Consider the following 12,890-nt stretch of genomic DNA (forward strand, 5'->3'; position numbering starts at 1 on the left):
CTCAGCGGCTCACCCGGCCCTGAAGCTTCCTGAGCGCCTCGCGGGCCTGGCTGTAACCAGGCTTGTAGCGTAATGCAGCCTGCAAGTCACCGATGGCTGCTCGGGTCTGGCCCACAGCCGCCCGAGCCATGGCCCGCCAGTAATAGGACTCCTCGTGGTCGCTGACGCGGCCCAGCACATCGCCAGCCAGCTTGATCACGTCCTGGTAGCGGCCTGCGCGGTAGTAGGCCTCGAGCGGATCGAACTGGTACCACAGCATGCGCCAGGGCCAGTTGAACGCCGTATCCGCGGGGCGGCCCGGGTCGTAGGCGCGCTTGAGGGGCAGCTTCCTCGAGCGGTCGAAAGCCTGAACCGCTCCCCCAACATCGCCCAGCCGCAGCAGGCTACTGCCTAGGTTGAACCAGGCAAAGGCGTTGGTGGGCTGGGTCTGGGTTTCCTCGCGGGCGAGGGAGAGCGATCGCCGCCAGAGGGCGCGGCGATCGAGCCTTTCGCCCAAAATAGCCTCGACCCTGGAAGCCCGTTCAGTGGTGTAGACCACCAGATAGGTGCGGTTGAAAACCTGCCACAGGCCGTCAAACTCGCTGTAGCGCAGCGTGACCCTGGGGCCGTAGTAGGAGTCGAAGGCGTTGAAGATGCCCCTGGTGTCGTCGTAACCGACCAGCAAGCGGTAGTGCCCCATGCCCCCGGCCTCCGGGGTGACGAACCAGGTCTCCACGATTACCGGAAAACCCGCCGCGATCAGGCGCTTGAGCAATGGGTAATCCCCCGCCACGCCGTGGTGAACCCTGTAGCCCTGCTCGCGGGCGTAGGTGGCCATCTCCTCGGGGCTGACGTTCTTGTCCTGCTTGTTGGGCTTGAGCACCGGGGCGATCTGGTACTGGGTCTGCCGACTGCCCCAGAAGCTCATGGCCATGCCGATGGTCGCGGGACCGCAGTTGTTGAAGCGCTGGTACTCGTGACGCACGCCTTGCAAAAAAGCGCTTGGGGGCAACTCAGCAGCCCAGGACAGGCCCATCAGAGTCAGGGAGAAAGCTACCAGACGCACCGCTCAGTCTCCAAACAGCTTGTCGAAAGCATCCTTACCGCCTGACTTGCGCGCAGGACGGTATACGTCATGCTCGAGCTCGATGCGCCCTTCCCTGAGCAGGGCCTCGAGGGCGCGGGTGAGCTCGAGGCGCGAGAGGCTCTCGCCCTCCTCGTCGAGCCAGCGCTGGATGTCGCTCACACTGGCAAAACGCAACCGTTCTACCGCCCGCAAGACCCAGCCCCGCGTATCCATGGCCCCCAGGCTACAGTAGCTTCCCCGCGTTATCTCGAGCCAGGCCACATTTACCCCGGCCCGGATGCGTGGAGGTGGTGGGCCTATTCAACTGGCGCCGTCTTGTCGCAAAATAGCAGGGTGGACCCCTATCGGGAGTATCAGGACTATGTCGTAGCCCACCGGCTGCGCGCTGAATTGGGGGAACGCGTTGCGCCCTTGTTTTCCCTATCCGAGTACGCGGCCTTGCGCCTAGAACGCAGTGAACTCCTGCGCAAGCTAGTGGCGCGGCAGGGAGACCCGTCGCTGCTGAACCAGATCGAAGAACTCACCGACGACCTCAACTACGGGTTCTGGTCCAACCCAGGCACCCTCAAGGCCTTTCTCAACCGAATAGGCCCCGGCGCGCACCCTCTCCTCAGCAGTCCGGAAGCCTTCGAGCGGCTGCTCTCCCCGACCGAGCGCTCGAGGCTGCCCGAGCCGGGCCTGGCCGGGCGCTACTACCTGGGCTGGTTCCGCCTGCCCAACCTGGTGATGGAGCCCCTGGCCTTCGAGGCCGCGCTGCGCGAGCAGGAAAGCCTGGGCGAGCGGCTGGGCCTGTTTCTGGACATGTTCAACCAGGTAGTGGGCTAGAGGGAGCGATAAAGCGGGTATTGCGCGGGCGGCTCGAGGCAAAAGCCCACCGGCCATCTTCCGGTGGGCCCGACAGTGCCTGGCGCTTATACCGGATTCAAAGAGATACCCTTCAAAACCAAAACCCAGAGCACTTCCTTCGGTCGACCGCCCCGCCAAGGCGGGGCGGCGTTCCCATTCGGGAACGAGCTGGCCGAATCTGGTATTATTGCAGATAAACGTTGATGCCGAACTGCCCGGTCAGCCCAAAGCCGCCCGAAGTGAAGTTGAACAGCGGGTTGAGTTCGACAAACCAGCTCCAGTTGCCGGCTACGAAGTTCTCGTAACCCACGGCCCCTTGCAGCAAGAACGCCGCCGTGCCGCCGCTAAAATTCAGGTGGGGGCCACCACCGAAGTAGATGCTAGCGCCCGTGGCGTTGAGGGGATAGAGCACATCGGCTCCTAGCAGCAGGCTAAAGCCACCCCCGCTGGCTCCCAGAGCTCCCCCGGCGCGAAGGTCGAGCGGGCCGAGAAGGCGCTCGAATCCCACGACCCCGGAAAGGTTCAGGCTAAATCCCGGCGTGAAGCTGATGACGGCACCCGTACCGTTGGCAAGCAGGCCAGGTGTGGACACCCCAATCCAGTTGCGCTGGGCCGAGGCCATACTGAAGAGGAGTACGAACATAGCCAGGACGGCAAATTTTCTCATAGGTTTTCCTCCTGAGGGCATTCTAATGCCTTCTTTCTCTACGATGTAGGTCTTTTGGTCTACAGCACCCCACCCTACCCTCCCCTACCCGTAGGGGAGGGACAGTGCGAATCCGGGTACCCGTACAGGCATCTATGCAACGGTGTACTCAAGGCTCATCGCCAAGGTCTCTGCACCTCACCGTGCCTCGAGGTCGGCCTCGAGGGTGTAGTCGTCGGGATTGAGCATCAGCTTGAGCACCACCGGACGGCCCAGCATGCCCGAAGTGCTCACCCGCGTGACAAACTGCACCGGCACGTAGACCGTGCGGGTTTTGATGGGCCCGATCCCCAACTCGCCGCTGTTGCACAGCAGGGTCACGGCCTGGGCATAGGCCCTGGCGTCGCCGGAGCGGCTGGCCCGCCCTGCTTGGGCGATGAACGCGCGGGCCAAAGCCGAATCCCGCGCGGCGTTGAACTCGCTGAGCTCGAGGACGAAGCTCTCGGAGAGGATGCCCTGGTAGGTCCAGGTCTGGCAGGAGGGCGCCGTGCTCGAGAGCGCTCCCGAGGCCCGGGCATAGGTGAGGAAAGTCTCCCCCACCGCCACCTTGCTGTACAGACGGTAGTGGTGTCCCGCGCTGCCTTCGCTGAAGTACACCACCCGGCTACCAGGGGTTTCAAAGCGCTCCAGCGAAACGGTTCCTTGGGCCGCCACGACCGCGAAGGCCGCCAAGATTACCCATATCAAGCGCTTCACGGCAAGGTTGTACCACAGCGGGGCCTGGCCCTGCACCCAGCGGGCTCGAGTTCAGCGCGAGTAGTTGGGCGCCTCCTTCACCACCACCACGTCGTGGGGATGGCTCTCGATGAGGCCTGCATTGGTGATGCGGGCGAAGCGGGTCTGGGTGCGGAAGGCTTCGATATCAGGGGTGCCACAGTAGCCCATCGCCGCCCGCAGGCCACCAACAACCTGATAGAGCACGTCTCCCACCGGACCCTTGTAAGGCACCATGCCTTCAATCCCTTCAGGGACGAGCTTCTTGGCCTCGGTCTTCTCACCTTTGCCGGAATCCTGGAAGTAGCGATCGGCGGAACCCTGGCGCATGGCTCCCAAAGAACCCATACCCCGGTAGAGCTTGTAGCGCCGCCCCTCTCTGAGCACTTCCTCACCGGGAGCTTCTTCGGTGCCGGCGAGCATCGAACCCAGCATCACGCTATGGGCTCCGGCGGCGATGGCCTTGGCCACGTCGCCCGAGTACTTGATCCCCCCATCGGCGATGACCGGAACGTCTAGGCCCTCCAGGCCGCGCACGGCCTCGAGGATCGCCGAGATCTGGGGCACGCCCACCCCAGTCACCACCCGCGTCGTGCAGATCGAGCCGGGGCCGATGCCCACCTTGACCGCGTCGGCTCCGCGCTCGGCCAGGGCCCGGGCCCCCTCCGCCGTGGCCACGTTGCCCGCGATGATCTGAACCCCCTCGCCGTAGCGGCCCTTGAGGCTCTCCAGCGCCAGCAGGATCCCCCGGCTGTGGCCATGGGCGCTGTCGAGCACCAGTACGTCAACCCCGGCCTCGACCAGCGCAGCAGCCCGCTCGTCCAGGTCCTTCGCTACCCCGATGGCTGCCCCCACCAGCAGGCGACCCTGGGCATCCTTGGCGGCATGGGGGTACTTCCGGCGCTTGCTAAGGTCCTTGAGTGTCAGCAGGCCCTTGAGCTTGCCCTCGCCATCCACCAGGGGCAGTTTTTCGATCTTGTGCTGGCGCAACAGTTCCTCCGCCTCCTCGAGCGTGGTGCCGGGAGGGGCGGTGACGAGGCGCTCGAGCGGGGTCATGACCTCGCTGACCGAGCGGCGCAACTCACGCTCAAAGCGCAGGTCGCGGTTGGTCACCAGTCCCAGCAACTTGCCGAAGAAGTCGACCACCGGCAAGCCGCCGATCTTGTACTCCCGCATCAGGCGCTCGGCGTCCTCGAGGGTCGCGGTGGGGGGCAAGGTCACGGGGTCGTGGATCATACCCGCCTCGGAGCGCTTGACCTTGCGCACCATCGCGGCCTGCTCCTCGATGGAGAGATTCTTGTGAATGACCCCCAGGCCCCCCTCGCGGGCCATGGCCACGGCCATCCCTTCCTCGGTAACGGTGTCCATCGCCGCCGAGAGAATCGGGATGTTGAGCCATAAGCGGCGGGTGAGGCGGGTGCGGGTAGAGACCTCTCTGGGCAGGACCTCGGAATACGCCGGGACGAGCAGCACGTCGTCGAAGGTCAGGGCTTCGAGGGCGATCTTCTCGGTTTTGCTGACGGGTTCGGGCGCAGTCCGCAACATATTCCCAAAAGTATATCAGCGCAACAGGGGTAGCCCAAGCCCCTACGAGGAGACCAAATCGTAAGCAAACAAAAGGCTTCGCAAGCAATCAAAACCAGCTTCGGGTATACTGGAGCGCATGAAAGTTCTGATCACCGGCGGAGCCGGCTATATCGGCAGCACCGTGGCCAGCGCCCTGGAGGACAGCGGCCACACCCCCGTCATCCTCGATTCTTTAGTCACCGGTCGCCCGGAGTTCATACGGGGCCGGGCCTTCTATCACGGCGACATCGCCGAGCGCAGCCTATTGGAGCGCGTCTTTCGCGAGCACCCCGACATCCACGCCACCATCCACTGCGCCGCCCTGATCGTCGTGCCCGAATCGGTCGAGCAGCCCTACCTCTACTACCGCGAGAACGTCTGCAAGTCGCTCGAGCTGTTCAAGAACCTCGAGGAGCTGGGCTATCCCCGGGTGGTCTTCAGCTCCTCGGCTTCCATCTACGACACCGTGCCGGGGTTCAAGGTTACCGAGGACTCCCCCTTGAAGCCAGGCTCCCCCTATGCCCGCACCAAATACATGATGGAGATGGTGCTGCAAGACCTCACCCGCGCCACCCGCCTGCGGGGAATCGCCCTGCGCTACTTCAATCCTATTGGGGCCGACCCCAAGCTGCGCTCGGGGTTGCAGGTGCGCGATCCATCCCACGTGCTGGGCCGACTGGTGGACACCGCCTTGGGCAAACTCCCCTACTTCCAGATCACCGGCACCGACTACCCCACCCGCGACGGCACCGGCATTCGCGACTACATCCACGTCTGGGATCTGGCCATGGCCCACGTCAGGGCCGTCGAGCGCTTCGACGAGGCGCTGGCCAAGACCTCCAACAGCTACGAGGTCATCAACCTCGGCAGTGGCCACGGCAACACCGTGAAGGAACTGGTGGCGGCATTTGAAAAGGTCTGGGGCTCGCCCATCAACAAGCGCGAAGGCCCCCGTCGCCCCGGCGACACGGCGGGAGCCTACGCCAACGCCGATAAAGCCTGGGAACTGCTGGGCTGGAAAACGGAGCTCAGCCTCGAGGAGGGCATCCGCAGCGCCCTCGAGTGGGGCAAGAAGCGCAAGGAAGTGCTGGGTTACGCCTGAAACGGGGGTCTATTGCGGTTGGCGTATACAATTCCCCTGTGCAGGCCCTCCCCCACCCCCATCTCCCCACCCAGGCCTCGGAGGGATCAGTGCTCAGGGCCAGGGCCATGCAAGGTTACCTGCTCGAGCTGCGTTCCGCCCTCAGCCGCTACCGCCCAATTCCCAGCATTCACCTGATGGTGCTGAATCAGGAGGATTGGAACGCTAGGGCCCGTAATCCCTACGGCTTCGCCTTTCAGCGCACCAGCCCTCGCGGGGGCCTGTTCGTCTTTCTTCCGGCCCGTTACCCGGAGCGCTTGCTGTGGCGTTTGCGCGAGGTGCTGCTTTCTGCGGCCAAGCAGGGCGGGCTACCCAGCAGGATCGAGGAGTTCCTCGACCTCAACCTAGGTCACGAGTACGCCCACGCGGTGGCAGTGGCCTGGGGATTGCGCACCCGGGTCCACTGGGTAGACGAGTTCCTCGCCAACTACCTGTGGCTGCTGGCCCTTTCCCAGACCAACCCCGACTTCTTCAAGCTGGCCAGGAGCTGGGGCCACACCCTGACCCACCTGACCCCCACCAACCCCCAGCTCGGCAGCTACGAGCGCAAGAAACCGGGGGTCTCCGACCAACTCTGGTTCCAGGGGCAGTTCACCAGCTTGGCCGCCGAGTTGGTGGGAAAACACCAAGACCAACTGCTCCTGGGGCTGCTCGAGGCCGCCCCGCTCAAGCGCTCGACGGTCCACAAGGTACTGGTGGGGCTCGAGCCTAGCTTCAAGCGGTGGTTCGCCGAGTTCTCACCCAAAAAGCAAGCGCTTCCCCCCCTCGAGAAACAGAGCGTCGGATGGGAAAGCCCGAGTCAGGAATCACGCTAATACCGGATTCAAAAAGATACTCTTCAAAACCAAAACCCAGAGGCTATCTTTTTGAATCCCAGAGCACTCCCTTCGGTCGGGTTAGCTCGTCACCATTCGGTGACGAGCTAACCGAATCTGGTATAATACCCGAATCGCGCAATCAGCACCCCGTAGCCTTGGGCCAGTTCGACTTCCAGGCCCTCGGGGCGGGCGACCTGGTTAGACAGGGTCAGGCTGTCGCCCAGCGCGACCTGGGACTGTACCAGCTCCCAGCGGGCTCCCCGGATGCCCAGCCCGCGCAGGTCGGTCAGGGGGATGAGGCTGAAGGGAGTCGAGGGGGGAAAGTCGAAGTGGAAGCGGCCCGGCAACAGGGGGTGGGCCTCCTCGAGGCCGCTGCTGAGGACGATGCTGAGCCCCTGCTTGGCCAGGGCCAGGGCTAGGGTGAGGTGGGCCAGGCTGTGGTCGCTCTGGCCACCCAGCGCCCCCAACAACAGCAATTCCCTCGCTCCCCTCGAGCGCGCCGCTGCGATAGCCAGCTCGCCGTCGGTCTTGTCTTTCTCCCTGGGGTACACCTCGCGGGGCACCTCGGGGTACTGAGCCAGCAGCTCGGGGGGACTGGAGTCGAAATCCCCGACCCACAGCTCCACCGGAAGCCCCAGGACCTGGGCATGGGCCATCCCGCCATCGGCGGCGATGACCCGCAAGCCCCCGCTGCGCTCGAGTTCCCGGCGCAGACGGGGGGTGAGCTCCAAACTCCCGCCCAGCAGGATGGCGAAACGGCTCACGTGCCCTCCAAGGGGATGACCCGGCTGAGGTCGAGGCTCAATAGCAAGCTCTGGCCTTCCTGCCAGGCACTTTCGCCACCCTCGCAGTACAAGCGCAGCCCCTGCCACTCCAGCCAGTAGCCCACCCGCTCGCCCAGGAACAGCCGCTCGAGCACCCGCGCCTGTGGGCCCCGCCCCAGCTCCAGCGCCGCCGAGGGAATTAGGTGGGTCTTGCGGGGCAGCCCCAGCCGGGACGACTGCTCGGGCGAGAGCAGGTTGCGATGACCCAGAAAACGCGCCACCCAGGGGTCGGCGGGCTGGCGGTAGAGGGTTTCGGGAGAACCGAGCTGTGCCAGGCGTCCCTCCCGCATCACCGCGACCTGGTCGGCCAGCAGAAAGGCTTCCTGCTGGTCGTGGGTGACCACGATGGCGGTGGGGCCATCGCCCGAGAGCAGCTCCCGCAACTCGAGGATGAGCGTCTCGCGCAACCTGCGGTCCAGTGCGCCCAGTGGCTCGTCCAGCAGGAGCAGGTCGGGGTTGGGGGCCATGGCCCGCGCCAGTGCCACCCGCTGCCGCTCGCCACCGGAGAGCAGGTGGGGCAGCTTGTGCGCCTGAGGGGTGAGATGGGTCTGCTCGAGCAAGGCCCGCACCCGTCGCTCCAGCCGCTCCCTGGGCCAGCCCGCCTCGCGCAACCCGAAAGCGATGTTCTCGTAGACGCTGAGGTGAGGAAAGAGGGCAAAATCCTGAAACAGCATTCCCACCCGGCGTTTTTCCGGGGGCAGGGCCAGCAGATCCCGCCCCTCCATGCGGATGGAGCCGGAGTCGGGGTACTCGAGGCCGGCGATCAGCCGCAGCACGGTGCTCTTGCCCGAGCCCGAAGGACCCAGCAGGGCCAGGGTCTGCCCCTTGGGCACGCTCAGGGAGAGCTCGAGGCTGAAGCCCGGATAAGCCTTGCGCACTTCCCGCAAAACCAGCACGATCCCCAAATTACACCGATAGAATTCAGCCGTGGCTACGATGCGGCTGTTCACCTCCCAACACATGCGCCAGGCCGACGCCATGGCTGCCCAACTGGGTTTTCCCAGCCTACTGCTGATGGAAGCGGCGGGCAGGGCCGTTGCTGAGTGGGTGCTGGAGCGCTTCCCCGGAAGACCGGTAGCCGTGCTGTGCGGCAAGGGCAACAACGGGGGCGATGGGCTGGTGGCGGCGCGCTACTTGGCGCTGGCCGGGGTCGCGGTGCGGGTCTTCGCGGCGGAAGGCCCCTCTGGCGACGCCGCCCAGATGCAGCGGGCCTTGCAGGCTCACGGTCTGGAGCTTCACCCGCTCGAGGAGTGGCAACCGCAGCCGGGGGAGGTCATCGTCGATGCCCTCTTCGGCACGGGCCTCAACCGCCGCCTCGAGGCTTTCTGGGCCGAGTTGGTGGGCCGGATCAACACCTCGTCGTGCCCGGTGCTCGCGGTGGATCTGCCCTCGGGCCTGCCCTTTGAGCCCTGCGTTCGAGCCGACTGGACGGTGGCGCTGGCCGCCCTCAAGGATGAGCACCTGTTCTATCCCTGGCGGGAGGCCTGCGGGCGCATCGTGCTGATGGAGATCGGGATGCCGCAGCGCTCCCTCTTCCAGCCCGACCTCCCCGAACTCCTGACCCCTCAGGCGATGGCAGCCCTGTTGCCTCACCGTCCGGGCAATGCCCATAAGGGCAGCGTAGGCCGGGTGCTGATCGCGGGGGGCTACGCCAACTACACCGGGGCCCCGGCGCTGGCCGCCTTGGGGGCACACCGGGCCGGAGCCGGTCTGGTGAGCGTGGCCTACCCCGCCGGGCTCGAGCTCCATCTGCCATTGGAATCCGTGCGTCATCCGCAGGAGCGCTGGTCGCCAGAGGGCCTGAGCCACGTCAGGGCCGAAGCTGCCGCAGTCGGAATGGGCGCGGGACCACAGGCTGAGCTGGCGGCACAGGCCGTGCTGTCACGCCGAATACCCACCGTCCTAGACGCCGACGCCCTGCAGCCGGGAATCGTGGAATCGTATGCTCGAGCCCACACCCCCACCGTGATCACCCCCCACCCCGGCGAGGCAGCACGCTTGCTGGAAAGCGAGGTCGCTTCCATCACAGCGAGCCCGCTCGAGGCCGCCCGCACACTGGCCGAACGCTTCGAGGGGGTGACGGTGGTGCTCAAGGGCGGGCCAACGGTCCTGGCGCGGCGGAGGGAGAAGGGGGTTGAACTGGCGGTCAACACCACCGGCAACCCGGCCATGGCCAGTGGGGGGATGGGCGACGTGCTCTGCGGAGTCATCGCCGCCCTGCTGGCGGCGGGGCTGGAGCCGTGGGATGCGGCGCGGCTGGGCGTGTACCTGCACGGCCTCAGCGGGGACCGCCGGGGCCAGGTGGGTTTGCTGGCTCACGATCTGGCCGAAGAGCTGCCCCAGGCCAGGGCCGCGCTCGAGCGCGGCGAGGTCAGGGCTTTCTGGGAGTGGGAGTAGCCTTTGGACCGGGCTCCTGGGCGGGGATCGCCACCCCGGAGGCCGTCCACCCCAGCAGAGCGATCCCGCTGAGCCAGAACAGGTCGTACAGCACCGTGCTCCACCGGGCTGGGCCCCCCACCAGCGCCCATGGCTCCATCCGATGAGGCGATCGTTGCGAGCCTGAAAGCCAGGCCACAGTGTGGCCTGGCCCTGACGCGGCTTTGGGTATGATTACGGACGTGTTTGAGGTCCTGGTTCCGGCGACTCTGGCCAACCTGGGCTCGGGCTTTGATGCTCTAGGGGTAGCCGTGGATATCTACCTCGAGGTCCGCGCCCAGCCGGCGGAGTGCGATCGCTTCGTTTACACGGGGGAAGGGCAGGTGCCCCCCACCGCCGACAACCTCGTTCACCAGGGCTACCGTGCGGCCTGGGCCGAGCTGGGCCAGGCCGCTCCGCCAGTCGCCTTGTGGGCCAACAACCCCATTCCGCTGGCGCGGGGCATGGGCAGCAGTTCGGCAGCGCTGGTCGCAGGTGCGGCCATCGCCGACCGCATGAGCGGGGGGAAGCTGGGCCAGGACGGGGTCTTTGCCGTCACCGCCCGCATCGAGGGCCACCCTGACAACGTGGCCCCCGCCATCTACGGCGGCTTCGTGGCGGCCCTGGCCGACCCCCCCATCGCCATCCCCCTGCCCGTGCCCGAGGTGCGCTTCGTGCTGGCGATCCCGGCCTACGAGGTGCCTACCCCGCTGGCGCGGGCCGCATTGCCCCGGCATTATTCCTTACAAGACGCGGTCTTCAACCTCGCCCGCAGCGCGCTGTGGCCGGCTGCGCTGGCCAGTGGGAGGCTCGAGGTGCTGCGCGAGGCAGCTAAAGACCGTCTGCACCAGCCCTACCGTGCCCACCTGATGCCGGGTCTGGAGGCGGCGCTCGAGGCAGCCTACACCGCCGGAGCCTTGGCGGCTTTCGTGGGAGGTGCGGGGCCGACGGTGGCGGCAGTCGTCCGCCCTGGAATGGAGGGCGCGGTGCGGCAAGCGCTGGCGGGGTACGCCGGTCAGGACGGTCGAACCCTTATTCTAGGACCGGGAGCAGGGTATACGTGGAAGGAGATCTGAGCATCATCCCCATCGTCGACATCATGGAGCTGCTCCATGACGGGCGCCGCACCGGACGCCTGGAACTCAAAGTGGGCGAATTGCCGCTAACCCTGCGCTTCGTAAGGGGAGAAGTGGTAGGCGGGGGAATCTGGGACTGGGAGGGCCTCGAGGCCATCAGCACCTTTCCCCTCCATGCCCACGAGGGCCATTTCGAGTTCGTCAACGAACTCCAAACGGGCACGCCACTGATGGGCTTCAAGACCTTCATGGGCGAGTGGGCCCGCCTCAACGACGAGTGGAGCCGCTTTCACCGCTTGCTCGATTCGCCCAGTCGGGTGGTGGAGAGCCCGCGCCCGGTCGAGCCCTTCGCGATTCTGGTCGGTGGAAAGAGCGTCAGGGCCGCGGCCAAGGCCTGGGGTGTACCCTTGATCGTGGCCGCCGAGCGGGCCTGGCGTGGGCTGCACGAGGGGGACCTGGTACCGCTGCGCAAGTACGCCTGGTTTGCCTTACGCATCCGCCATCCCTCTGCCCGCCGCACCCAAGCCAGCAGCCTCACCCGCCTCGAGGATAAGATCACCGTGGCCCTCGATGGCACCCGCAACATGGGCGAAATCATCCAGAGTGGGGGCCTCGAGCTCAGCGCGGTGCGCCGCTATCTGGTCGGGGCGCTGCTCTCGGGCGAGATTCAGCCCCCCGGTCGGGGCTGGTTGCTGCGCGACCTGCTGTGGGAGTTGGAAGCGGAAACCCGGAGCAGCGCGCCCGCTTGAGCGCCGAGCAAAGCAAAGCCCTCGAGCCTGGTGCTCGAGGGGGGATTTGGTATAGGCCTTGGGGATTACTTCTTGGGGCGGGGACGGTACTTGCCAAAGGTACCGCGCCAGATTTTGCCCCTGCGGGTACGACGGTCGCCCTTACCCATGGCGTGCTCCTTCAAGCCTTAGCAGCGGCCAGTAGCTTGTTGACACCGGCCATCAGCCGAGACTTCTTGCGTGCAGCGGCCCGCTTGTGCAAGGTAGAGCCCTTGGCGGCCTTATCGATGAGGCTTTCGGCATAGCGCATGGTCTCGATGGCCTCTTCAGCGTTGCCAGCCTGGGCCAGGGCCAAGGCTTTCTTGGTCACGGTCTTGATGGTGGCCTTCTTGGAGCGGTTGAGGGCACGCCGCTTGAGGGACTGGCGGTGCCGCTTCATCGCGGAAGGGTTGCGGGTGCTTTTCTTCTGTGCCATGTTTCTCCTGAATCAAGACTGCCCGGCCACGCTGAGCATATGCGCTCCAGGCAAACCGCCCACAAGTCTAGCACATGGATGGGGGTTTTACCAATCAGGGCGTCCGTGGGATGCGTGTGGGATAAATCTTCAGTACTCGAAGCGGGTGCTCACCCAGTCCAAGCGGGCGTAGCCCTTCGCGTCTTGCAGCTTGAAGCGCACGGTGTACATGCCGGGATTGACGTAAAACAAGGCGGTATCGGTGAAGCGGCCCTTGTAGCGGCGGGATTGCCCAACCTGCCGGCCATTCTGGGCGATGCTCACCTCGAGCAAGCCATCGTTGAGTTGCCCATCTACCCTGACCTTGACCGCAGCGTTGACCCCGGTTACCCGCAGGTCGTATTTGTGTTCGCCGCTGTACTTCCAATACAGCATCGGTATGAAGGGGGGATAGCCCACCGCCAGGCCCACCTGCTCGGCGTAGTAGGCCAAAGCTGCCGCCAACAACACCAGCACCAACACGAAACGCAGCACGG

16 protein-coding genes are annotated in these 12,890 nt (G+C 65.6%); 6 read left to right on the forward strand and 10 right to left on the reverse strand.

The genetic code is table 11. From position 1 onward, the window contains the following. Position 1: 1 nt before the first annotated feature. Positions 2 to 1,045 (reverse strand): C39 family peptidase, encoded by a 1,044-nt coding sequence (locus tag B047_RS0108150; protein ID WP_018466469.1) that lies wholly within the window; start codon positions 1,043 to 1,045, stop codon positions 2 to 4. Between the two features lie 3 nt (positions 1,046 to 1,048). Next, on the reverse strand, positions 1,049 to 1,279 hold the full coding sequence (locus tag B047_RS0108155; RefSeq protein ID WP_018466470.1) for a hypothetical protein: 231 nt from the start codon (positions 1,277 to 1,279) through the stop codon (positions 1,049 to 1,051). A gap of 120 nt (positions 1,280 to 1,399) precedes the next feature. Here B047_RS0108155 and B047_RS0108160 point away from each other — a divergent pair, with 120 nt between their 5' ends. Further along, positions 1,400 to 1,891 (forward strand): hypothetical protein, encoded by a 492-nt coding sequence (locus B047_RS0108160; protein ID WP_018466471.1) that lies wholly within the window; start codon positions 1,400 to 1,402, stop codon positions 1,889 to 1,891. A 205-nt stretch (positions 1,892 to 2,096) separates the two neighbouring features. Here B047_RS0108160 and B047_RS0108165 read toward each other — a convergent pair whose 3' ends face one another. From B047_RS0108165 to guaB, 3 genes are all read right to left on the reverse strand, one after another. Further along, positions 2,097 to 2,579, reverse strand: a complete 483-nt coding sequence (locus B047_RS0108165; protein ID WP_018466472.1) for a hypothetical protein — start codon at positions 2,577 to 2,579, stop codon at positions 2,097 to 2,099. 177 nt (positions 2,580 to 2,756) lie between these two features. Then, complete coding sequence (locus B047_RS0108170; RefSeq protein ID WP_157205850.1) at positions 2,757 to 3,314, reverse strand: hypothetical protein; 558 nt, start codon at positions 3,312 to 3,314, stop codon at positions 2,757 to 2,759. Between the two features lie 51 nt (positions 3,315 to 3,365). Continuing rightward, entirely contained in the window at positions 3,366 to 4,877 is a 1,512-nt protein-coding gene (guaB, locus tag B047_RS0108175) for an IMP dehydrogenase (RefSeq protein ID WP_018466474.1), read from the reverse strand. 118 nt (positions 4,878 to 4,995) lie between these two features. Here guaB and galE point away from each other — a divergent pair, with 118 nt between their 5' ends. Both galE and B047_RS0108185 read left to right on the forward strand, forming a co-directional pair. Beyond that, positions 4,996 to 6,000 (forward strand): UDP-glucose 4-epimerase GalE, encoded by a 1,005-nt coding sequence (gene galE / locus B047_RS0108180; protein WP_018466475.1) that lies wholly within the window; start codon positions 4,996 to 4,998, stop codon positions 5,998 to 6,000. Positions 6,001 to 6,038: 38 nt separating this feature from the next. Beyond that, positions 6,039 to 6,854: a hypothetical protein gene (locus tag B047_RS0108185; RefSeq protein ID WP_018466476.1), complete on the forward strand. Its 816-nt coding sequence runs from the start codon at positions 6,039 to 6,041 to the stop codon at positions 6,852 to 6,854. 107 nt (positions 6,855 to 6,961) lie between these two features. Here the strand turns inward: B047_RS0108185 and B047_RS0108190 are convergent, their stop codons facing one another. Continuing rightward, positions 6,962 to 7,621, reverse strand: a complete 660-nt coding sequence (locus B047_RS0108190; RefSeq protein WP_018466477.1) for a thiamine diphosphokinase — start codon at positions 7,619 to 7,621, stop codon at positions 6,962 to 6,964. Further along, positions 7,618 to 8,574, reverse strand: a complete 957-nt coding sequence (locus B047_RS0108195) for an ABC transporter ATP-binding protein (RefSeq protein WP_026234723.1) — start codon at positions 8,572 to 8,574, stop codon at positions 7,618 to 7,620. Before B047_RS0108195 ends, B047_RS0108190 begins: the two co-directional genes overlap by 4 nt. Positions 8,575 to 8,617: 43 nt before the next feature. Here B047_RS0108195 and B047_RS0108200 point away from each other — a divergent pair, with 43 nt between their 5' ends. The 3 genes from B047_RS0108200 to B047_RS0108210 all read left to right on the forward strand — a co-directional run bounded on the left by B047_RS0108200 (position 8,618) and on the right by B047_RS0108210 (position 11,921). Next, positions 8,618 to 10,078: a bifunctional ADP-dependent NAD(P)H-hydrate dehydratase/NAD(P)H-hydrate epimerase gene (locus tag B047_RS0108200; protein ID WP_018466479.1), complete on the forward strand. Its 1,461-nt coding sequence runs from the start codon at positions 8,618 to 8,620 to the stop codon at positions 10,076 to 10,078. Between the two features lie 209 nt (positions 10,079 to 10,287). Continuing rightward, entirely contained in the window at positions 10,288 to 11,172 is an 885-nt protein-coding gene (gene thrB / locus B047_RS0108205) for a homoserine kinase (RefSeq protein WP_040779539.1), read from the forward strand. Continuing rightward, positions 11,157 to 11,921, forward strand: coding sequence for a DUF4388 domain-containing protein (locus tag B047_RS0108210; protein WP_018466481.1), 765 nt, complete (start codon positions 11,157 to 11,159; stop codon positions 11,919 to 11,921). Before thrB ends, B047_RS0108210 begins: the two co-directional genes overlap by 16 nt. Positions 11,922 to 11,986: 65 nt before the next feature. Here B047_RS0108210 and B047_RS17595 read toward each other — a convergent pair whose 3' ends face one another. From B047_RS17595 to B047_RS0108220, 3 genes are all read right to left on the reverse strand, one after another. Continuing rightward, a complete protein-coding gene (locus B047_RS17595) occupies positions 11,987 to 12,070 on the reverse strand; it encodes a 30S ribosomal protein THX (RefSeq protein ID WP_084784966.1) in 84 nt (27 codons plus the stop codon). Between the two features lie 11 nt (positions 12,071 to 12,081). Then, a complete protein-coding gene (rpsT, locus tag B047_RS0108215) occupies positions 12,082 to 12,375 on the reverse strand; it encodes a 30S ribosomal protein S20 (RefSeq protein ID WP_018466482.1) in 294 nt (97 codons plus the stop codon). A 129-nt stretch (positions 12,376 to 12,504) separates the two neighbouring features. Then, positions 12,505 to 12,888, reverse strand: a complete 384-nt coding sequence (locus B047_RS0108220) for a hypothetical protein (RefSeq protein ID WP_018466483.1) — start codon at positions 12,886 to 12,888, stop codon at positions 12,505 to 12,507. Between the last annotated feature and the right edge of the window lie 2 nt (positions 12,889 to 12,890).

Source organism: Calidithermus timidus DSM 17022, assembly GCF_000373205.1.
GTDB lineage: Bacteria > Deinococcota > Deinococci > Deinococcales > Thermaceae > Calidithermus > Calidithermus timidus.

Excerpts from the sequence above, each read along its gene's own strand:
- B047_RS0108155 (WP_018466470.1), bottom strand. The coding sequence starts at position 1,279 with ATGGATACGCGGGGCTGGGTCTTGCGGGCGGTAGAACGGTTGCGTTTT.
- B047_RS0108165 (WP_018466472.1), bottom strand. The coding sequence starts at position 2,579 with ATGAGAAAATTTGCCGTCCTGGCTATGTTCGTACTCCTCTTCAGTATG.
- guaB (WP_018466474.1), bottom strand. The coding sequence starts at position 4,877 with ATGTTGCGGACTGCGCCCGAACCCGTCAGCAAAACCGAGAAGATCGCC.
- galE (WP_018466475.1), top strand. The coding sequence starts at position 4,996 with ATGAAAGTTCTGATCACCGGCGGAGCCGGCTATATCGGCAGCACCGTG.
- B047_RS0108200 (WP_018466479.1), top strand. The coding sequence starts at position 8,618 with ATGCGGCTGTTCACCTCCCAACACATGCGCCAGGCCGACGCCATGGCT.
- thrB (WP_040779539.1), top strand. The coding sequence starts at position 10,288 with ATGATTACGGACGTGTTTGAGGTCCTGGTTCCGGCGACTCTGGCCAAC.
- B047_RS17595 (WP_084784966.1), bottom strand. The coding sequence starts at position 12,070 with ATGGGTAAGGGCGACCGTCGTACCCGCAGGGGCAAAATCTGGCGCGGT.
- rpsT (WP_018466482.1), bottom strand. The coding sequence starts at position 12,375 with ATGGCACAGAAGAAAAGCACCCGCAACCCTTCCGCGATGAAGCGGCAC.